Origin of the sequence: Idiomarina tyrosinivorans (assembly GCF_003987475.1) — a bacterium.
GTDB classification, from domain to species: Bacteria; Pseudomonadota; Gammaproteobacteria; order Enterobacterales; family Alteromonadaceae; genus Idiomarina; species Idiomarina tyrosinivorans.
Map to the genome: position 1 here is coordinate 175,108 of NZ_PIQH01000003.1, position 20,269 is coordinate 195,376.

The window sequence follows — 20,269 nt, forward strand, 5'->3', positions numbered from 1 at the left end:
CCTATGTTAGAGCAACTGCCGATAGAAGAATTTCAGCAGCGCCGCGCTGCGCTGTTACGCCAGTTACCCAAGGGCAGTGTGGCCATAGTTGCCGCTGCCAGCGAGAAAACCCGCAGCAATGATACCGAGTATCCATTCCGGCAAAACAGCGACTTTTTCTACCTAACGGGTTTTAATGAACCAGACGCGCTATTGCTGTTAGCCAACGATGCCGAGCAACCCGTGCAACTATTTTGCCATGATAAAGATCCGCAAGTAGAGGTGTGGCACGGTTTGCGCTTAGGGGTCGAAAATGCGGTAGAGCAGTTGGGCGTAGATGTGGCGTATTCGTTAGACGACATTGATAGCCACCTACCAGAATTGCTGAATGGCAGTGAGCGGGTTTTGATTTTACGGGGCGAAGAAGACCAACCCGAATTGCAGTTGAGTTATTGGCTACACAGTGTGCGCGAAAAAGCGCGGCAGGGCTACCAAGCGCCACCGATTGTGGAAGATCTCGCACCCTACCTGCACAATATGCGGCGCAGTAAATCCGCTGGTGAGCAACGAATGATGCGACGCGCCGCAGACATTTCGGTAGCAGCGTTCAAACGCGCGATGCAATTTGCCAAGCCAGGGCGTTACGAGTTCCAAGTGGCTGCAGAGTTGCACCATGCATTTGCCATGGAGGGTGCGCATCAGCCAGCATACGGAACTATTTGTGCGGGGGGCGCGAATGCTTGCGTACTGCATTACACCGACAACAAAGATCGCTTACAAGACGGTGATTTATTGTTGATTGATGCCGGCGGCGAGTACCAAGGCTATGCCGCCGATATCACCCGAACCTTTCCAGTAAATGGACGCTTTACTGAGCCGCAACGGCAATTATACCAATGGGTATTAGACGCGCAGTTAGCGGCGATTGAGGTGCTGAGACCGGGCGCAACCTTGCAGCAAGCGACTGATGCGGCAGCAAAAGTGCTCAACCGTGGACTAACGCAATTAGGTATACTCGACGGCGACGAACAGCAGAATTATGAGCAAAAACGCTGGCGCAAATACTTTATTCATGGCCTTGGCCATTGGCTGGGATTGGATGTCCACGATCGCGGTGACTACCGCAATAATGGCAGCAACGTGAAGTTGGCTGCTGGCATGGTACTGACCGTGGAGCCCGGGTTATATATTCCTGCCGACGCAGAGGTGGAAGAGCAATGGCGTGACATCGGTATTCGTATTGAAGACGATATTTTAATTACCGCGAACGGTCACGAAAACCTCACGGCAGCATTGCCAAAAACGGTGGAAGACATTGAAGCATGGCTAGCACAGGGTCAAAATTAATCCCGATTTGTATTGCCGGGGGCGGCTTGGTGGGCGCCCTCTGTGCCTTATTGTTAGCTGAACAAGGCCTGCCAACGGTCGTGTTAGAACCACGGGAGCAGGGCCCGAGCCCTGATAAACGCACCATTGCTTTAGCTGCTGCCACTTTGGCGCAATTACAGCAACTCGGTTTACTGGAAAAGCTGGCACAGCGCAGTGCCATTGAGCATATTCACATTTCTGATCGCGGCCACTTAGGCGCCGTTGAATTGCACGCGGAGCAGGCGCAGGTACCCGCTTTGGGTGAAGTGGTTTCCGCTGCTGCGCTGAGCGAAGTATTGTACCAAGCCTGCCAACAACAGCCTTTGATCGAATGGCGCGGTGGCGCTGGCGTCGACAAGCTCGAGCAACAACAGCAACAGGTTAGCGTAACCCTAACTAACGGTGAGCAATTACAAACCGCGCTAATCATTGGCGCCGACGGTAACCGTTCGCAAGTGCGGGAAAGTTTAGCGATTGCCACCGAGGTCACCGATTACCAACAGGTTGGTTGGATAGCAACTCTTGAACTCGCGGACGATTTGCAGGGGTGGGCGTACGAACGCTTTACCGACACCGGACCAATGGCGTTATTACCAATGCCTCAACGCCAAGCCTCGTTGGTGTGGAGTGTGACGCCTGAGCATGCCGAAGCAATGAAACATTGGTCTGATGCCCAATTCTTAGCTGGCGCCCAACAGGCTTTTGGCTACCGAGCTGGGCGTTTTATTAAAGTGTCGCAACGCTTAGCGTTTCCGCTGCAGTTGCGTTTGGCAGAACGTTCCGTATGCCACCGTGCGGTGCTCATTGGTAACGCGTCACACGCACTACACCCGATTGCAGGGCAAGGCTTTAACTTGGGTGTGCGAGATGCACAAGTGTTGGCAAAAGTCTGCGCGGGGCAAACCGATCCCGGTGCCTTTAACGTGTTATCGGCATACCAGCAGCAACGGCAACAAGATTACAAAGCCATCATCGGCTTTACCGATACATTGGTGCGCACCTTTTCTAACCAACACCTGCCGCTCGTGGTAGGGCGCAATCTTGCACTCTTTGGCTTAGCACACTGCTCGCTGTTACGCAGTCGTGTCGCCGACCAATCGATGGGAATTGCCGTATGACGCAACGCAGTATTCCAGTGGATGCACTAATAATTGGTGCGGGTATGGTGGGCTTAGGCGTAGCCTTAGGGCTAGCGCAAAAAGGCCAACGGGTGGTGGTGGTGGCGCCACATGATCGGCCACAATTGACCCCCAAGACACGTTTACGAGTGAGTGCACTGAACATAGCCAGCCGCCAGTGGCTGACTGACCTTGCTGTTTGGCAGCATGTGGATAGCGCAGAGATTGGTCCTTATAGCGCAATGGAAGTGTGGGACCATGACAGTTTTGGCCAGATTGCATTTGCCGCCGACGGTGTACGCTACCAAGATCTCGGGGCTATTGTTGAAAACGTACGAGTAGAGCAGGCGTTGTGGCAACAGGCAGAGCAGGCTGGGGTAGAATTTATTAATAGCAGCGATTGGGAACGCCAGCCGCAAGCCGACGGCAACGCCCTGTTACAGGTCGAGAGCCGCAGCTACGCCCCTACCGTGCTCATTGGCGCCGACGGCGCGCGCTCAAGTTTACGCCAACAAAGCGGCCTGCCGGTTATCGAGTGGCCCTATGAACAACGCGGCCTAGTGGGCATTATTGAGACCGCTAAGCCCCATAACGGCTGCTGCTATCAAGTGTTCTTGCCGAGCGGACCATTAGCGTTACTGCCACTGGCTGACCCACACCAATGCTCTATTGTGTGGTCCCTAGATAACGGTGAATACGCGACAGTGAGTGGTTACTCCGATTCACAGTTAGGCCATGCCATTCAAGCGGCAACCGGGCAACGCTTGGGTGCGACGCAATGGCTGTCTGAGCGGGCGCAATTTCCATTGCACGCGCTCTATGCCAAACGCTGGGTGGAGGGTAACACGGTGTTAGTCGGCGATGCTGCACATAGCGTTCACCCACTGGCTGGACAGGGGGCAAACCTCGGCTTAGCCGATGCGAAACAACTGGTGGCGGCACTAACCGATGAAGCAGGCGAGCTGAATCGTCGCCTCCGCGCCTACGAACGCAGCCGCAAAACCGCAGCGATGTCACTGCTAACCGCTATGGAAGCGTTCAAACGCGGCTTCGGCACCCGCAACCCCGTTATTAAAGCCCTCCGCGGCATCGGCTTCAACAGCGTAAATCACCTCCCCAGCATCAAACAAAAATTCATGCGCCGGGCGCTGGGGTTCTAAAAGCGGTGGTTATCACGCTTTAGATCCGTTCGCGGAGGAAGTTGGCGAGGTGGTCGGCTACGGGATCGGCTTTTGGCGATTTGCGCATCACCACGGAGACCATGCCGAGGCTGGGTAAGTTCGGTTGCTGGCGGGCGTACAGATCCGCCGGTACGGTACTAGCCGCGAGTACGGTCATGCCTAGGCCGCTACGAATCGCTGCGCTGAGGCCGGTGAAGTCGGCATTAGTATAGGTAATGTGAAACTTGCGGCCTTGTTGTTTTAGCGCGGTAGTGGCACGGTGGCGATAGATACAGCCCTCCGGCGCCACCACTAATGGGATGCTGGCTTGACTATCGCTTGGCGGTTCGCCGACCCAGATAAGCGGGTCTTGGCGCAGCAGTTCATCTTGGCGGTTGTCGTGGCGCTCGCGCAGGGCGATGATCACGTCGTAGTATTTCTCGAGGTCGGCCAGCAACGAACGGCTGAGTGCTGAAGTTACTTCTAAACTGATTTGCGGGTGAACCCCTGCAAACTGGCCGAGCAGTTTTGGCAAAACGCTGTTGGCAAACTCACTCGGTATCCCCAGCCTTGCTTGGCCGCTGAGTCCGGCTTGTTGAAAATGGGCGAAGGCTTGGTCATTGAGCGCTAGCATTTGCTGCGCATATTGGTACAGGTGGCTACCGGGGCCTGTTAGTTGAATACGACCACCTTGGCGGTGCAGTAATTTTACCCCGAGTTGTTCATCTAAGCGTTGTAGCTGCAGGCTGATGGCGGGCTGTGACCGTCCAAGTTGCTGCCCTGCGGCGGTGAAGCTTTGCAGGTCGACAACGCTAACAAAGGCGCGTAAAGCATCCATGGAGAGCTGTTTCATGGGCTTCCCCGTTATAATAATGTTCAATGCTAGCAATTATACTATTAAAAAAATAAATAGCAGTATAAGTATTATTCATTTGTTGCTGACCCGCGCGGGTTGTAAAATCGGCGCCTAATTTTCAGTATGAGGTGAGTCATGGGAAGCAAAACTCCACTGTATGATGCGCACGTAAAAGCGGGCGCGAAGATGGTCGATTTTCACGGTTGGGATATGCCGTTGAACTATGGTTCGCAAATCGAAGAGCACCACGCGGTACGCCGTGACGTGGGGGTTTTTGATGTATCGCACATGACTATCGTGGATGCCCAGGGCGAACAAGCGCAAGCATTTTTGCGTTATTTGTTGGCGAATGACGTGGCTAAGCTTAAAACCGAAGGTAAAGCGCAATACACCAGCATGCTGAATGAAAAAGGTGGCGTGATCGACGATTTGATCGTCTACCATTTTAACGAAAACAGTTACCGCTTGGTGGTGAACTCAGCGACCCGCGAAAAGGACTTGAGCTGGATTAACAGCGTGGCGGAGAAGTTCACGGTCACCATTAGCGAACGTGACGATTTAGCCATGGTAGCCGTGCAAGGTCCGAATGCGGCGGAAAAATTGCAACAGGTATTAACCGCCGAGCAATTCGCCGAAATTGATGGCATGAAGCCATTTGTTGGCCGCCAAGTGGGCGATTTATTTATCGCCACCACCGGATACACCGGTGAGAAAGGTTATGAAATTATTGTGCCTGCCGACGCTATTGTAGGGTTCTGGGATGCATTGCTGGACGCGGGCGTAGCGCCTTGTGGTTTAGGCGCCCGTGACACCTTGCGTTTAGAAGCTGGCATGAACTTGTACGGCCAAGACATGGACGAAACCGTCACACCGTTGGAAGCCAACATGGGCTGGAGCGTGGCGTTCGAACCAGCCGACCGTGACTTTATTGGTCGCCAAGCGCTCGAGCAGAAAAAAGCCGAAGGCCATGACAAGCTAGTAGGCTTGGTCATGGAAGAGAAAGGCGTATTACGCCATGGGCAAAAAGTGATTGTTGAAGGCGGAGAAGGGCTGATTACATCGGGCTCGTTTTCGCCAACGCTAGGCTTCTCGGTAGCGATGGCACGCGTTCCAGCCACAGTGGGTGAAACTGCTGAGGTGGAAATGCGCAAGAAATTGGTTACAGTGAAAGTCGTTAAGCCAAGTTTTGTTCGTAACGGCCAGTCAGTGCTATAACTGGCAGTTACAACGCTTTATTTGATACTAACCGCCAGCTAAGGCTGGTACAGAAGGATATAACCATGAGCACGATTCCTGCTGACTTAAAATACGCATCAACCCACGAGTGGGTCCGTAACGAAGGCGATGGCACTTTTACCGTAGGTATTAGTGAGCACGCGCAAGACTTGTTGGGCGACATGGTATTTGTTGAATTGCCAGATGTTGGCGACAAAGTAGATGCTGGTGATGACGTTGCCGTTGCAGAGTCAGTAAAAGCCGCGTCTGACATCTATGCACCAATGACGGGCGAAGTTGTTGCCATTAACGAAGATTTGGAAGATGCGCCTGAAACCGTGAACAACGACCCTTACGGTGATGGTTGGTTATTCCGCATTAAGGCAGACGATGCCAGCGAGTTCGAAAACTTGCTAGACGCCGAAGGTTATCAAGCGGTTGTCGACGAAGACTAAGCCGCTTCAAACATGCAAGGATGCAACAAGGACCCCGGGATAAGCGCTCGGGGTTCTTTGTTTACGCAACAAGGTTTACGCACCACATTCTATTAGTACGGGGCCGAGGTAAATGACCAGTACCACTTTAACGCAACTTGAACAGCATGATGAATTTATTGGCCGCCACATTGGGCCAAGCGCCGACGAAACAGCAGAAATGCTAAAAGAGTTAGGCGTGGATTCATTGGAGGCATTAACCGCAGATACAGTGCCAGGTTCGATTTTACGTGAACCTTTCCTGCAGGTTGGCGAGCCGAAAACCGAAGTGGAAGCATTGGCGCAATTAAAAGCCATTGCCAAGAAAAACCAAGTATTCACGTCGTACATTGGCATGGGTTATTACGATACCCTGACGCCGCACGTGATTTTGCGTAACGTATTGGAAAACCCAGGCTGGTATACCGCGTATACGCCGTACCAACCAGAGATTGCCCAAGGCCGTTTAGAAGCCTTGCTAAACTTCCAACAAATGACCATGGACCTTACCGGTTTAGACTTAGCCAGTGCGTCGTTGTTGGATGAAGCCACGGCCGCTGCAGAAGCGATGGCGATGGCAAAACGGGTGAGCAAGAACAAGAAAGCCAATGCCTTCTTTATTGCCGATAACGTGTACCCACAAACCATCGACGTGGTGAAAACCCGTGCCGAGTATTTTGGTTTTGACATTATCGTTGGCCCAGCGCGTGAAGCCGCTGACCACGACGTATTTGGCGCATTGTTGCAGTACCCAGACAAGACTGGTCAGTTGCACAACATCGAGCAATTAATTGGCGAATTAAAAGACAAAAACGCGATTGTTGCGGTAGCTTCTGATTTAATGAGCTTGGTGATGTTGAAGTCCCCGGGTGAAATGGGCGCCGACATGGTGTTCGGTAACGCTCAGCGCTTTGGTGTACCGATGGGCTATGGTGGTCCACACGCCGCGTTCTTCGCTACTCGCGATAAATTCAAACGGTCGTTGCCTGGCCGTATTATAGGTGTATCGAAAGACACCCGCGGCGAAAACGCTCTGCGGATGGCGATGCAGACCCGTGAGCAACACATCCGCCGCGAAAAAGCCAACTCGAACATCTGTACCGCTCAGGTATTGCTTGCCAACATGGCATCGTTCTACGCCGTGTATCACGGTCCACAAGGCTTGAAGCGCATTGCTAACCGCATTCACCGGCTAACCGATATCGTAGCGTTGGGCTTAAAAGACAGTGGCGTGACGCTAGAAAACAGCCATTGGTTCGATACCCTGACCTTCAGCGTCGATAACGCCGCAGAAGTGTTGGCACGTGCTAAAGCTGCGCAACTAAACCTGCGCCAAGATAGCCAAGGCACCTTTGGCATTAGCATGGACGAAGCGAAAACCCGCGCCGATGTAGAAACCTTATTTAACGTAATTTTAGGCGACAACCACGGCCTAGACGTGGACGTGCTTGATAGCCGCGTAGCCTCTGGCGATATCGAATCCATTCCGGCAGAGCTGGTGCGTGAATCAGAATTCCTGACTCACCCAGTGTTTAACCAGTACCACTCAGAAACTGAGATGCTGCGCTACATCAAAAAGCTGGAAAACAAAGACTTGGCATTGAACCACAGCATGATCTCATTGGGCTCGTGCACCATGAAGTTGAATGCCACCGCAGAAATGATTCCAGTGACCTGGCCAGAGTTTGCGCAGTTGCACCCATTCTGCCCGAAAGACCAAGCCCAAGGTTACGCCGAAATGATCGGCAGCCTAGCAGAGTGGCTGATTGATATTACCGGTTACGACAACTTGTCGATGCAGCCAAACTCTGGCGCGCAAGGCGAGTACGCCGGCTTATTAGCCATTCAGAAATACCACGAAAGCCGGGGCGATTCCCACCGTAACATCTGCTTGATCCCAAGCTCTGCGCACGGTACCAACCCAGCGTCAGCGCAAATGATGAACATGAAAGTGGTGGTGGTTGATTGCGACAAGAACGGCAACGTTGACATGAACGACCTGAAAGCCAAAGCCGAAGCGGCGGGCGATAACTTGTCGTGCATCATGGTGACGTACCCGTCGACCCACGGTGTGTACGAAGAAGGCATTAAAGCCATCTGTGATTTAGTCCACGAATACGGCGGCCAAGTTTACATGGACGGGGCTAACATGAACGCGCAGGTAGGGATTACCTCGCCGGGTTATATTGGCTCGGATGTGTCGCACCTGAACTTGCACAAAACCTTCTGTATTCCGCACGGCGGCGGCGGTCCAGGTATGGGACCGATTGGTGTGAAGTCGCACTTAGCGCCATTCTTACCCAACCACAGCTTGGTAAAAATCGACGATACCGGTGCCGACAATGGCGCAGTATCAGCGGCACCATTCGGTAGTGCGAGCATTTTGCCGATTTCGTGGATGTACATTGCGATGATGGGCGGCCGCGGACTGCGCGAAGCCTCAGAAACGGCAATTATGAACGCGAACTATGTGGCTAAAAAGCTAAGCGCGCATTATCCGATTCTGTACAAAGGCCGTAACGACCGTGTCGCGCACGAATGTATTATTGACTTGCGCCCGTTAAAAGAAGCGGCTGGCATTGCTGAAATTGATGTTGCTAAGCGTTTGCAAGACTACGGTTTCCACTCACCGACCATGAGCTTCCCAGTAGCGGGTACGTTGATGGTTGAACCAACTGAGTCGGAATCGAAAGCCGAGCTAGACCGCTTTATTGAAGCGATGGTGAGCATTAAAGCCGAAGCCGATAAAGTGGCAAATGGCGAATGGCCAGCGGATAACAACCCACTGGTGAATGCACCGCATACCCTAGCGGACATCACAGACCCAGAATGGGACCGCCCTTATGACCGTCGTACCGCAACCTACCCAGTTGCCGCGGTAGCCGAAGATAAATTCTGGCCAACCGTGAACCGCATCGACGACGTATTCGGCGACCGCAACCTAATGTGCTCATGCCCCGCAGTAGACAGCTACCGCGACTAGCCGCCTACGGCTCGTAGCCTGCCGCTACCGCGGCAGGTCACGCACAAATCTTAAAAAAGCGAAAACCCGCCATCCGGCGGGTTTTTTGTTGTTCGTTGCTTATTCACTGCGGGCTAGAACGTTAACGAAGAAACTTTTGACTGGGCATCACGATCTAACTGAGACCATTCCTTTGCAATATTTATTTGCATGTTAACTGAGGCAATGTCCTTAACCGTTTTATCTACATGCCTTTGTTGAGCCACCTCATACCATTGTAAAAAGCTAGATAGGTGCCAAAGCGAGACTTTACCGCAGTGCACGGGTTGCGGGAAATTTGCTTTTGTTATCTCTAACTTGCGTAAATACTGGCGACTAACCCCTATTAGTTCAGCGATGTCGGTTAAACCCACTAAATCAGGTGTTGATTCTACTAATTTGGCACCCGGGATAGCACGTATCGCATCTTCTATTGCTGAAGTGACAGCGGAAAATGCATCGTGAGCTTCGCGAGTAAATTGCAGTGCGACCCGGCCTTTTTCGCCAATTCCAATCATTGCATCGTCACAGCCCGCTTCTGCGAGCGCCTCAATATAGTCTTGCGGATCCTGAGTGGAATTTGGGAGGGAAAATTTTACCGTAAACTCAAATGCTTTCATAAATTACTCCGTAGAATCATTCTTCCGAGCCGCACAGTTATCAACAATTTTTTTAATTTGTTTAGCGTGATTGACTGCATTTCGCGGTGTGCTCCAAATGCTAGAAATACAAAACTCACCACATCGGCAGGCTTTGTCATTAAAAGGACAATACAGTTTGCCCCAAGCATGACCGCCAACCACTTCAATTTTCCAGCCATGAGCCTCTGCATAGCAAAGTGCTTTCTCAACGTCCTTCTTTGCGTGTTTCTTTCTGCGCATGGGGAAATCCTCTGCCGAAGTGTAGTTAGATAGGAAGAGGTTGTCAATTGACAACTATTTGTAAGTGAAAATGATGGAGCGATAGTGCTACGCTGACTCCCTTGAACTGGTAAATAACACGATAGCTCTCAAATATCCTGCGCACAGTTATTTAAGAGACTTTCGAAGGGTAGGTATTGAGCGAAGTCACTGGTCATTACTGGCCATATTTCTCAGCAACAACCAGTGGTTTCTTGCACCAGCTCGTAGTGTTTCAATTGCAGGTGACATCGACTAATTGAGATACGGTGAACGTATGGCGTTTATTGCTGGGTAGGGCGATATAATCAGGAGAGAATACTAAAATATTCTTGCCGCCAGAATAATGTGCTAAGACACCAATCTCTTGGTTGTTAATACTCAGGGCTAGGCCTTCTACGCGCTCGATACGTTTTGCAGTCATAGTGCCTAGTCCTCGAGGTGCTTGTGTTTGTTAGCCCAAATATTCTCCGCGTCGACATTCGCTGAACGTGGAGGCGCTGTATCCGTAGCCAATGGGTCGGAAATAGATAGTTCTAGTCCTAGCCCAGCGAGAATGCGCAATAAAGTCGACACTTTTAAATCTTGGCCAGCTTCAACCCTTTGGTACTGTTGCTGAGACATGCCGATAAGCATCCGCATGTCTTTTTGCGATAGATCGCGTTTTTTGCGTTCTCTGACTAATAGCTCACTGAGTTCGTGTAGTGTTTTCATTGAACAACCTATCTGTTGTTTTTTGTATACTATACAACTAAAAAATTGTTTTATAAATATTTAACAACATACTTGTTGTTTTATTTATAGAATACAATATTTATGTTGTTTTTGTGGTGAGGGAGGGATTCGAGTATCGGCGCCTTGTTCGCATCGATTGCGAACTTAACGTCATAGTTGATCCTTGTTGTATCTAGCGAAAGGGTCATTGAAACGTAATAGAGGTTTACAACTCTTCGTTTACTCCATATCGTTCTAGTACGTTATTTTTAACAGGACGAGTTCGTGGGAAAACTTTTTTCAAGAACAGTAAAAATCGGCATCTTTTTAAACCTTCCGCCATTACTGATGCTGCTTATGGGCTTCCTTAAGCTAGATATTTTCCCGATCACTTTTACTGCATTGTTGTGGGCAAGCATCCCACTTCAGTATGTTGGAATGGCGTCATTTTTTACCGAAAGTCAGATAACTTTTAACGAGTGGGGTGTGAGTCAGGCATCGCCTGTGGTTTGGTTGTCTATTGTATTATTTTGGTTGCTTCTGGCAGCTCTCATTAGCTATATAAGCTTGCTAAGAATACACAGAGACTAGAGGCATAGCTTGTTTCCTCCTGGTGCAACCCACTGGTTGACGTATGAATAGAGGTATTGGCCATTGGGAATGGCGCCGTTTGCGCTTCAGCAGCGGGGCTTTAAAGCCATTTGGTGGTCATTAAAATACTCGCTACGACCTTAGGTGAAACCGCGGGCGATGCGCTGTCAATGTCATTAGGGTTGGGCTATTTGCTGAGTACCTGAGCGCCCGCACTAGAAGTCCACATAGCGCACCGGTGGCTCTGGTGGGCGGCGTGGGGGCAGTGAATAACCGCCAAACTGGTAACGCAGGTAAATCATGCCGTTGTTGGGGGTGTACAGCTCGGCACGCTGTAAGTTTGCGGATAAGCCAATATACCAGTGGCGGGTTAAACGGTACTCAATAGCGGCGTTAATGCTGCGGCTAAAGCCATTGCTGTCGCCACCGGTAAATACCGGCTCAACAAAGGTGGTTCCTTGTGCATCCACGGCTTGTTGTTGCAGTGCAGGGTCGTTGGGGAAAAACAGCGCGTCGTCGTCGGATGTTTTCGAGCCACCTACGGATACACGTAATAAATACGAGAACCGCTGCCAACGGCCGTAAATCGTAATGGGTAGGCTAAGCGAGGCGTAGCTCTGCGGGCTGTAATAGTTACCCTGACCAAAGGTGGCTTCACTGGAATCGTCAGCAAATCCCCAAGTTAACGCCGTTAACCCGACATCAACGGCAAACGGCTCGGTGTTATAGGCGCGCCAATACACACCTGAGTAGGCATACCAGCGTGAATTATCGGCGGTGTTCACCCCTAGGTATTTGTCGTAGCCCGCCGAACCCCACCAGCCAAAAGCACCACCTTGGTCCCAGCTTGCGGAGAGGTTAATGCCATTCTGCGTGACTCGGCCCCAGGTTTTCCCCGTGCGAAAGTCATCAATGGCGGCAAAGTTGAGTAAACTGGACGACAGAATCCGCCGCTCGACGCCCAGTGACCAACCTAATTCGCCAAAGTCTGATGAATAGCTCAAACCACCGGTCCAGGTGGAGCGCTTAAAGCCAATGGGCGAACGACCAATATCCGCGCTCCAGTTTGAGGTTGTAAAACCCAAACCTAAGGCAACGCCTTGGTCGTTTTGCGGTCGCGGGCTCAAGTCACAGTCGTTATTGCACAGCAGCCCAGTGCCGAAGCGCTGGCGCAGAAAATCGTCGGTCAAATCAGCGCTACCTGCGTCGGCACGTGTTGGGTCGATTTTAATAAACCACTCACCGCTGCCTAAGCCTAGTAGGTCTTTACTAGGTACTCTTAGGTCAAATAGCAGCGTTTGTGCGGTTAATGACGATACGCCCGGTGTTGAGTCTCGGCTCTGATAGTCGTAAGCGATCGTTAATACTGCTTCATTTGCTTTAATGTAATCCAACGCTTGGCTACGAAGTCGATTGCGCCGCCAATCGTCGGTAGCTGTCGGTACCCAAGGGCTCTGGCCATCATTGCCATTAGCGAGCCCCTGTTGGTTTAACGCAAATGCGCTAGCATCGGCGCCGATTGCTTGAAGGTAGTCACTGCTTGCCATCAGCAGGTCGATGTCGTTCGCGTAGGCTTTCAGTTTTTGTTCTACCTGAGCTTGGCTTAACTGCGGCGTTTGTTGTGCCTGCTGAGCGTTATTGAGCGTTTCAGTAAGGGCACTCAGCACGCGGCTGGCGTTATAGGCATCCAGTTCATCCCAATGTTTGAGTAAGTAGTCTTGGTCGTTATCTGCAAGTGCTTGGTTGAGCTGTAAGCGCTGTTGTAAATCTTTAATGTTGTCGGTTTTTTGTGCGCTGGGGATCTGTGCCAGTTGCGTTAAAGCCGCCTGCCGTTGATCAAGCTGGCTGAGTACCAAAGCATAAGCAAACCGGGCATCGGTTGTGGGCGTTTTTTGAAGCAACTGCTCGAAACGTTGCTTAGCCTGAGCACTGTCGCCATTGGCAATATCTTGCTTCGCTGCATCGTAAATTTCCCACGGGCTCGGCGCAGCGGGAGCGGCGGGTTCAGCGGCAGCCTGGCGCTGGGCGGGTTGCGGCTGCGGTATGGCAGCCCGGGCGATCTCGACTTGGCGCTGTTGTTGGAGATTGCGCAATAAGCTTTTTGCTTCTAGGTCCTGTGGGTAGTCGCTCAAGTAGTGCTTCAATGCCGTTAGCTGGTAGGACTGTACTGGGCGTTCAGCATTGATATAGCGCAACCACAATTGGCGTGCGTTAGCGCTGAAACGGGGGTTGCCAATCAACGCTTCAACGCGCTCGGCTGAGGCTTTGCTTAGCTGGTTCGCGCGTAATTGCGCGGAGTAAAGCTCCAATTCTACGTTTACTGAATCTGGGTATTGCTGGCGTAATTGGCGCAACCCAGCTAATGCTTCTTCATGGTGTCTTGCCTGACTCGCTGAACGCCAATAATCCATCGCCAGAGCGCGATTCAGTGGTGCTTCTGGGAAAACGCTGCGGTAGGCTTGGTAGGCTTCGTCATAGCGCTGCGACAGACTATACAAGCGAGCACTGGCTAGGGCTTTGCGTTGCTGTTCGGTAAGGTTGGCTAATTCTTGCAAGCGTGCCGTTTCTGGCGCATTGGGTGCGACTTGCTCGAGTCTATTTAAAAGTTGTTGAAATTGCGCGTTGTCGCCCTGTTGTAACGCCAATTGGGCGCGTGTTTCCAGCAGCAACGGATGGTTTGGGTTGCTCCTGGCGAGTTGCTGTAATAGTTGGTCAACGCGGTCGTCGCGGCCCTCGTTTTGCCAGAGCTGCAAGCGCTCTGCAATCAACTCAACTACCGATTGCGCCGCGGTGTTGTCCGTCTTAGCCGCTTGAGCAGACACCGTCGGTGCGGCAAGTGTGATGAGCGTTGCTAAGGTAATAGCACAGTGCTTAGTTGGAAGCTTGGCAATTCGATGCAGCATTAATTTGCAAGGCTCCTTGTTGAGTAAAACGGTAACACTGGTTATAGCCGACGCCGAATAACAGTAACATTGTGTCATAGTAGCGGTCGGCGTACTGCGCTTCTGGCCAGCCTGCCACCTGCTGCCACAAGCTTTGGCTGGCGCTGGTTCCAAGATAATGCGCATAAGCGGGGTAGAATCCTACCGGCGCTTGGCCCTCAAAGGTTGGCTCAGCGCCTTTGCTGAGCAATAACTGTTGCGGGGCGGGTAACTGTTGCAGACGGTTGTTTAGGGCGTTAAACCGCAGTGATAACTGACGCAGAGACTGTCCTGAGCGGTCGGCTTCCATGCGTAGCCATAAGTAGCTGCGAATGGCATCGTAACTGCCATGCAATTTATTGGCTGCATCGGCCTGCGTTTGTTGCGAGGTTATCTGCAAGCGGGTATTCACATCCACCCAATCCGGTATACCCCCAAGGCGTTGCATTCTTTGCAACAGTATTAGGCTGGTATGGTGAACCTGTAGCCAGCGTTTGTCCTGGGTAAGCTGCGCTAGGCCAATAAACAGCGGCAAAGAAAAATAGCTAGGGTTGATGGTAAAGCCATGTTCGCGCACAAATCCTTGTGGCCCGGGCAATAACACTAACCCTTCGGAGGTTTTGCGAGTCTGATGTTTTAACACCTGATTGGCTAACGCACGACCGTAATCGCTATACTGCGGCTGTTGCCAGCGCTTCCCCGCGGTTAGCAACGCATAAGCCATCCAGATATCGGCATCTGCGGCGGCGTTGTTATCCAGTACTTGCCACTGGCCTTGATCATTGCGGCCCCATAGCCAAGCGGGTGACTGGCCGAAGGTATGGTCCGCCAACAACTGCTCTTGGGTCCAGCGTAATAGTTTGGCGAAAGTCGCAGGGTCATTGGCAACCAAGGCCATAAACATGGCATAAGCCTGGCCCTCAGAGGTGGTTATACCGCGCTCACTGCCAAGGTCAATCACCCGACCCTGCGGGCTAATAAATTGGTTTTTTAGCCGCTGCCAGTGGTGTTGGTATTGCAAACTAGGTGCTTCTGGTTGTTGCCACTGGGGGCTACACCCCAGCAGCGTTGCTACCAGAGCCACGCACATTGCAAACGCGGTGTTACGCAGCGGTGTTGTCATGCTTTTTTTTACCCAATTGCCGTTTTCGGGCTATCGCACCAAAAATCTTACGTAAGAATATCGCTGCAATCCCGAGTAGTAGCAAGGCAATAAACACTACCAGCAACGGGTACTTAGAAAGGTGATAGGCGTAGTAGGTTAGGCCGCTGAGATTACCGACATAATAGTGTTGGTGCGCGGCAAAACTGTTTACCTGCACGGGTGTCATCACGGTCAGAAATCCGGCGACGTTGTTGGCCGCTTGCGCATCGCGGAGAACTTCGTTAATGCGCGCCAAAAAGTCCTCCGAAGTTGCGGTATAAACAGTGACAGTGCGTTGCTTATGGAACGGCGAAGCAAACGCGACAATGGCTGCGCTAGGGCCGCTGTTCTCAAAGTAGCGTTTCGGATTGTTGAATAAGTCCTCGCGTCCGGCTAACGGTTGCGCTCGCAATTCGCGCTGGAGCGCCTCGTCGCCGTAGCGTTGACGCCAGTCAGCGAGTACTTCTGGGCCGACTAAAATCACGTCGACGTTCGCTTTGGGGTTAAATTGGTCCAGCGTAGTGATGGTTAACCCCGTGCCTGCGGCGCCGGTAGAGCGGGCAAACTCAGCGGCTAATCGCAAGCTGAGCTGCTTGGCCTCGGCACTGGGTTGTTCCGCCACTATCATTACGGTTTCGCTGAGGTCGTGCATACGCGTGTACGGAAAACCGGTTTTCGCTGTTAGGCTGAGCTCTGGTAGCGCGACATAATGGCTGTAGCCGGATAAGTCGATACTCGAGTCGCCGTCGATCGCACCGTAATTGCTATCCAGTGGCTTAATTAAACAGTTGGCAGGCTGGGCAAAGGCAAACTGGAACTGTAATTCGTTAATCAGGCCCATTTTAAATGCCGGAATACTCACCGAATGCTCAGAGAATAAGCCGCTATCGATCAGCGGAATACGCATTCTGCGACCGTTCTCTACCTGTTCATCGCCATCCAGCGGGAAGGCTTTTACAAAGAGGTCGTTTACTTTAACCGTGAGTTGGTTCTCGGTAGCACCCTCCGCAGGGGTAAAGCGGTAGTTCAAGTCCAGCGGGATTTCATCGGCTTGCCAAGTGAAAAGGTCCGGTGGCAAGCGTAAGCTCACGGTAATTGGCTGCGGAGAATACCCTTTGCGTTGCAGCGCCTGCTCATTGCTGACTAATTCGCTAAACAGCACCGGGCGCTCGGTACTTATCCAGTTTGGTGCCTGGTAGGGTTTAACCTCTGGCATGGGCTGTGGCCGTAACACCGCAAAAGCCCCGCTAAAGCCGCTTTTCACGGTCGCTAAAGCCTGCGCCGCTGTGACCAAATCGGCGGGTTTTTTTGCCCGCAAAACCAATACCTTGTAGGCCGGATAACGCGGGTTGGTTAAGGCAATAATTTGTGGTTCGTCGGCTTCTGGTAGTGCAGCGATAACATCGGCATTGGCGGCTTTTAAACCGGTTGGCCACTGTTCATTCTGCACCAGAACCATGCTGTGTGCTGCGGGCCATTCGCTCAAGTCGAGAACGTTTTCACCGTCTTCGTTGATGCGCAACCGAGTGGTACGTTGGAATTCGTCTTCGCTAATTTGTACCTCACGCCAATCGGCTAAGGCGGCAAAATGCGACACTAAAATCGCGCCGGCTTGCAACGTAGTCGTGCTGGGTTGTTGTGGGAGTAACAATTGGAACTTTGCCGCATCAAAGTCGGAGGCATGGAACCATGGCTCAGGAAAGTACGCTAACTCGTTGGCATAGGGTAGCTGCTTGGTGGTTAAGCTAAGCGTGCTGCGCGAATCGATCGCAATCCACGAGGAATAGCTGCCGGATGAGCATTGTTGATAGACCTCTCCATCGATCAGACGAAAGCGAATTTGGTTGTAGTTGGCGAACAGGTAGCCGGGCAGGTTAACTTTGCGGCGCATCGGCGTTGCTTGATCCGTGGCTGCGCTCAGGCGAATAGTCTGCGCAAGTTCGTTGTTCACGTAAATCAACAGTTGTGCTTTTTCGCTGTTCAGCACTGGCGAGGTGGAAATCCGCAAGTCTAATTCAGCGTTGGTGACCACTTGGTCGTAGCGACCGCCGAAATCCACACTCGCTTGTTGGTTTAAGCCGTTCAGTTCAATCGGGTTCCCGCGAGTTAATTGGCGGAAGTTGGTTTCCACCGTATGCACTGTTGGCTCTTGCGGCTGCGCTCGCAGGGTAAAGCTCATCAGTAACGCGAAGGCGGCAATAAATGGCAATACTCTCCACGCGTTTGCTGAAGGTTTTACGGGCTTTACTAAGCGGCTCATAGTAGCTCTCCTCGGCTGCCAGGGCGCTGCGGTAAGAGTGTGGTTAGCCACAGCCACAGCGTTTGGAAATGCACAAAAATAGGTTCTAAAAACGGTACAAACTGTTTAGCCATACGTTGGTAGCCACGCAGTCCAATCGCGACAACTTCGCGTAAGCTGCGAATAGGTTGGTCGAGGTTATCGGCATCACGCCAGCCCAGCCAAGCATCGGCACGGCTAAAGGTTGCACCGACAAAGTTACGCTGTTCTTCTAGGGTGTTGAGCAGCAAAATTGCGCCCACTGACTGGTCGCGCACGGAAATGACCCGCGCGCGGAAGCTCACCGGCCGTTCGCCCGCGGTCAGGGTAAATTGGAATACTTCGTCTATCGCTAATGCGTGAGGGTACTTAATGGTCAGCGCTACACCATGCTCGGAATAGTCCACCAAGGTTGCATGATAGCGGTGGCCGCCTTTAGTAAGTACATGAGTTGGGCGTTGCACGGCAATCCGATGGGCGACTCGCACCTGTCTCGCTTCTTCCGCAACCGCGACCGCACCGCCCAAAATAATCAAGTTATAAAACACCCACAGCAAGTTTAGAATAACCGTGAGGAACTGGTCTTCGGGGCCATAGGCTAAACGCCAGATACCAAAACCTAAACCAGTAAAGCTCATGGCTACCAGCACCACATAGGGCACCGAAATTTTCCAATCGAAGAAACTGCGCTCGGTTAAACCGCCTTTGGCGGTCACGTTAAATTTGCCTTTATGCGGAGCAAAAAGGGCAACGGTGGTCGGACGGAAGATATACCAGGCTAACACCGTTTCATACATTTCCGCCCAAAACGAATTGCGGAACCGCCCTTGAGTCCGCGAATTGGTTAGGTTGGCATGAATAATGTGGGGCAGCGCATAAGCGGCGATCATAATCGCTGGCGCGAACACCAAATAACTTCCCAGCAGCAAGAATGCCAGTGGTGCGGTCAGGAATATTAACCGCGGTAAACCATTTAAAAAATACAGCATGGCATTCAAATAACACAATCGTTGGCCCCAGTTTAGGCCTTTACCGCGCAGCGGGTTATCGATTCGGAATATTTGTGCCATGCCGCGCGCCCAGCGCATCCGTTGGCCAATATGGGCCGCCAAAGTTTCGGTGGCAAGCCCTGCTGCTTGGGGGATGTTCAAATAAGCAGAACTATACCCTCGGCGATGCAACTTGAGTGCGGTGTGAGCATCTTCTGTCACAGTTTCTACCGCTATGCCGCCGACTTCTTCTAATGGTCCGCGTTTCAATACCGCGCACGAGCCGCAGAAAAACGACGCATTCCAGAGGTCGTTACCATCTTGAATAAGGCCGTAAAACAGTTCGCCTTCGTTTGGCCGAGAACGGAATAAATTCAGGTTCTTCTCAAACGGGTCGGGAGAGAAAAAGTGGTGTGGCGTTTGTAGCAGTGCCAATTTTGGATCACGCAGGAACCAACCGACGGTTAACTGCAAAAACGAGCGAGTGGGAATATGGTCACAGTCAAAAATAGTGATGTATTCGCCGGAGGTTTGCGTTAACGCGTGGTTAAGGTTGCCCGCTTTCGCATGATAATTATTCGGGCGAATAAGGTAACCGACGCCCACTTCTGCACAGAAGGCTTTAAAATCAGCACGTTTGCCATCGTCAAGCACGTAAATATTGAGCTTCTCCTGTGGCCATTCAATTTGCTGGGCCGCTAAAATGGTATTGCGTACCACGTGCAACGGTTCGTTGTAGGTGGGTATATAAACGTCCACAGAAGGCCACAAACTCGTATCGGCAGGCAGTTGCGCGACTTTTCGTTGCAATGGCCAAGCGGTTTGAATGTATCCCAGAATCAAAATAGTCCACGCATACAGTTCGGCCGCCAACAGCAACAGCCCGAGGGTTAAGTTAAGCCCAGAATCCCAGTTCAGAGTATGGGTTACGCGCCACCAGATATAACGAGTGCTCACGGTAATGCTGATAATCATCATCAGCATCATGGGAATGCGCCCCGGAATGTCCCGCACCCACATTGCCACGCTCCAGAACGCCAACAGCATAATCACTTGCGCGCCTGTTGCCATGGGGATGGTAATGATTAACCCTAACCCGATGAGTATCACCGCTAGGGTTAAATACAGTACCCAACCGCCCGCCCAAGTGATCTCGGCACTCAGAGCAATGGTTTTTTTACTGATTCGGCGTTGCCAGCGTTTTATTGGAAGCAATAAGCGCCGCAAGCTTTTATAACGCATAAGCGCTTTGTTTTTATAGTGCGTCACGCTACGGCGAAAACGGCTTTGAGTCGCAACCGTATTGTCTGGCAATTCAGACGGACCCTTAAACAGCATCAACCAAAGTAGCTGAATAACCATCCGTATTGGATCCAACGGGCGCAAATGGTTAACGTTAATTTGCGGAAACCAATAGTGGAACGAATATTTAGAATGGCTACCTCGTAACGGCTGTTGGTCGTTCACCAACAGAGCGTGCGCATAAATGATCAACAAATGCACAATGCTAGAGCCGCGTGTGGCTTGTCGGCGCCACTGGCGCCAGTGCTCAGTCAGCATCAT

16 protein-coding genes are annotated in these 20,269 nt (G+C 51.8%); 7 read left to right on the forward strand and 9 right to left on the reverse strand.

Annotated elements, in window-relative coordinates; genetic code table 11:
• Positions 1 to 3: 3 nt before the first annotated feature.
• From pepP to CWI84_RS04255, 3 genes are read left to right on the forward strand one after another with little or no spacing between them, the layout of a single operon-like run.
• Positions 4 to 1,326, forward strand: coding sequence for a Xaa-Pro aminopeptidase (gene pepP, locus CWI84_RS04245; RefSeq protein WP_126841333.1), 1,323 nt, complete (start codon positions 4 to 6; stop codon positions 1,324 to 1,326).
• Positions 1,302 to 2,465 carry a 2-octaprenyl-6-methoxyphenyl hydroxylase gene (ubiH, locus tag CWI84_RS04250; RefSeq protein ID WP_126841334.1) on the forward strand — a complete coding sequence of 388 codons (1,164 nt, stop codon included), beginning with the start codon at positions 1,302 to 1,304 and terminating at the stop codon, positions 2,463 to 2,465. Before pepP ends, ubiH begins: the two co-directional genes overlap by 25 nt.
• Positions 2,462 to 3,625 (forward strand): FAD-dependent oxidoreductase, encoded by a 1,164-nt coding sequence (locus CWI84_RS04255; protein WP_126841335.1) that lies wholly within the window; start codon positions 2,462 to 2,464, stop codon positions 3,623 to 3,625. Before ubiH ends, CWI84_RS04255 begins: the two co-directional genes overlap by 4 nt.
• Before the next feature lie 19 nt (positions 3,626 to 3,644).
• On the opposite strand, the gene CWI84_RS04260 is transcribed toward CWI84_RS04255, so the two are convergent.
• Positions 3,645 to 4,478, reverse strand: a complete 834-nt coding sequence (locus CWI84_RS04260) for a LysR family transcriptional regulator (RefSeq protein WP_126841336.1) — start codon at positions 4,476 to 4,478, stop codon at positions 3,645 to 3,647.
• 138 nt (positions 4,479 to 4,616) lie between these two features.
• Between CWI84_RS04260 and gcvT the strand changes: the two genes are divergently transcribed.
• The 3 genes from gcvT to gcvP all read left to right on the forward strand — a co-directional run bounded on the left by gcvT (position 4,617) and on the right by gcvP (position 9,152).
• Entirely contained in the window at positions 4,617 to 5,696 is a 1,080-nt protein-coding gene (gene gcvT, locus CWI84_RS04265) for a glycine cleavage system aminomethyltransferase GcvT (protein WP_126841337.1), read from the forward strand.
• Positions 5,697 to 5,761: 65 nt separating this feature from the next.
• A complete protein-coding gene (gene gcvH, locus CWI84_RS04270) occupies positions 5,762 to 6,151 on the forward strand; it encodes a glycine cleavage system protein GcvH (RefSeq protein ID WP_126841338.1) in 390 nt (129 codons plus the stop codon).
• 112 nt (positions 6,152 to 6,263) lie between these two features.
• Positions 6,264 to 9,152 carry an aminomethyl-transferring glycine dehydrogenase gene (gene gcvP, locus CWI84_RS04275; protein ID WP_126841339.1) on the forward strand — a complete coding sequence of 963 codons (2,889 nt, stop codon included), beginning with the start codon at positions 6,264 to 6,266 and terminating at the stop codon, positions 9,150 to 9,152.
• 113 nt (positions 9,153 to 9,265) lie between these two features.
• On the opposite strand, the gene CWI84_RS04280 is transcribed toward gcvP, so the two are convergent.
• The 4 genes from CWI84_RS04280 to CWI84_RS04295 form a co-directional block, all read right to left on the reverse strand.
• Positions 9,266 to 9,790 (reverse strand): DNA-binding protein, encoded by a 525-nt coding sequence (locus CWI84_RS04280; protein WP_126841340.1) that lies wholly within the window; start codon positions 9,788 to 9,790, stop codon positions 9,266 to 9,268.
• 3 nt (positions 9,791 to 9,793) lie between these two features.
• Complete coding sequence (locus CWI84_RS04285) at positions 9,794 to 10,051, reverse strand: hypothetical protein (protein ID WP_126841341.1); 258 nt, start codon at positions 10,049 to 10,051, stop codon at positions 9,794 to 9,796.
• Positions 10,052 to 10,304: 253 nt separating this feature from the next.
• The gene (locus CWI84_RS04290) at positions 10,305 to 10,493 is read right to left on the reverse strand and encodes a hypothetical protein (protein WP_126841342.1); all 189 of its coding nucleotides are present in this window, start codon (positions 10,491 to 10,493) and stop codon (positions 10,305 to 10,307) included.
• Positions 10,494 to 10,498: 5 nt separating this feature from the next.
• On the reverse strand, positions 10,499 to 10,783 hold the full coding sequence (locus tag CWI84_RS04295; RefSeq protein ID WP_126841343.1) for a helix-turn-helix domain-containing protein: 285 nt from the start codon (positions 10,781 to 10,783) through the stop codon (positions 10,499 to 10,501).
• Between the two features lie 704 nt (positions 10,784 to 11,487).
• Between CWI84_RS04295 and CWI84_RS04300 the strand changes: the two genes are divergently transcribed.
• On the forward strand, positions 11,488 to 11,580 hold the full coding sequence (locus tag CWI84_RS04300; protein WP_241968726.1) for a COG4705 family protein: 93 nt from the start codon (positions 11,488 to 11,490) through the stop codon (positions 11,578 to 11,580).
• A gap of 9 nt (positions 11,581 to 11,589) precedes the next feature.
• On the opposite strand, the gene CWI84_RS04305 is transcribed toward CWI84_RS04300, so the two are convergent.
• The 4 genes from CWI84_RS04305 to bcsA are packed head-to-tail and all read right to left on the reverse strand — an operon-like array spanning position 11,590 to position 20,269.
• Positions 11,590 to 14,277, reverse strand: a complete 2,688-nt coding sequence (locus CWI84_RS04305) for a cellulose biosynthesis protein BcsC (RefSeq protein ID WP_157980994.1) — start codon at positions 14,275 to 14,277, stop codon at positions 11,590 to 11,592.
• Positions 14,246 to 15,418 (reverse strand): cellulose synthase complex periplasmic endoglucanase BcsZ, encoded by a 1,173-nt coding sequence (gene bcsZ, locus CWI84_RS04310; protein ID WP_126841345.1) that lies wholly within the window; start codon positions 15,416 to 15,418, stop codon positions 14,246 to 14,248. The genes CWI84_RS04305 and bcsZ overlap by 32 nt, the downstream gene beginning before the upstream one ends.
• Positions 15,399 to 17,699 (reverse strand): cellulose biosynthesis cyclic di-GMP-binding regulatory protein BcsB, encoded by a 2,301-nt coding sequence (locus tag CWI84_RS04315; RefSeq protein WP_126841346.1) that lies wholly within the window; start codon positions 17,697 to 17,699, stop codon positions 15,399 to 15,401. The genes bcsZ and CWI84_RS04315 overlap by 20 nt, the downstream gene beginning before the upstream one ends.
• Positions 17,696 to 20,269, reverse strand: coding sequence for a UDP-forming cellulose synthase catalytic subunit (bcsA, locus tag CWI84_RS04320; RefSeq protein WP_126841347.1), 2,574 nt, complete (start codon positions 20,267 to 20,269; stop codon positions 17,696 to 17,698). The genes CWI84_RS04315 and bcsA overlap by 4 nt, the downstream gene beginning before the upstream one ends.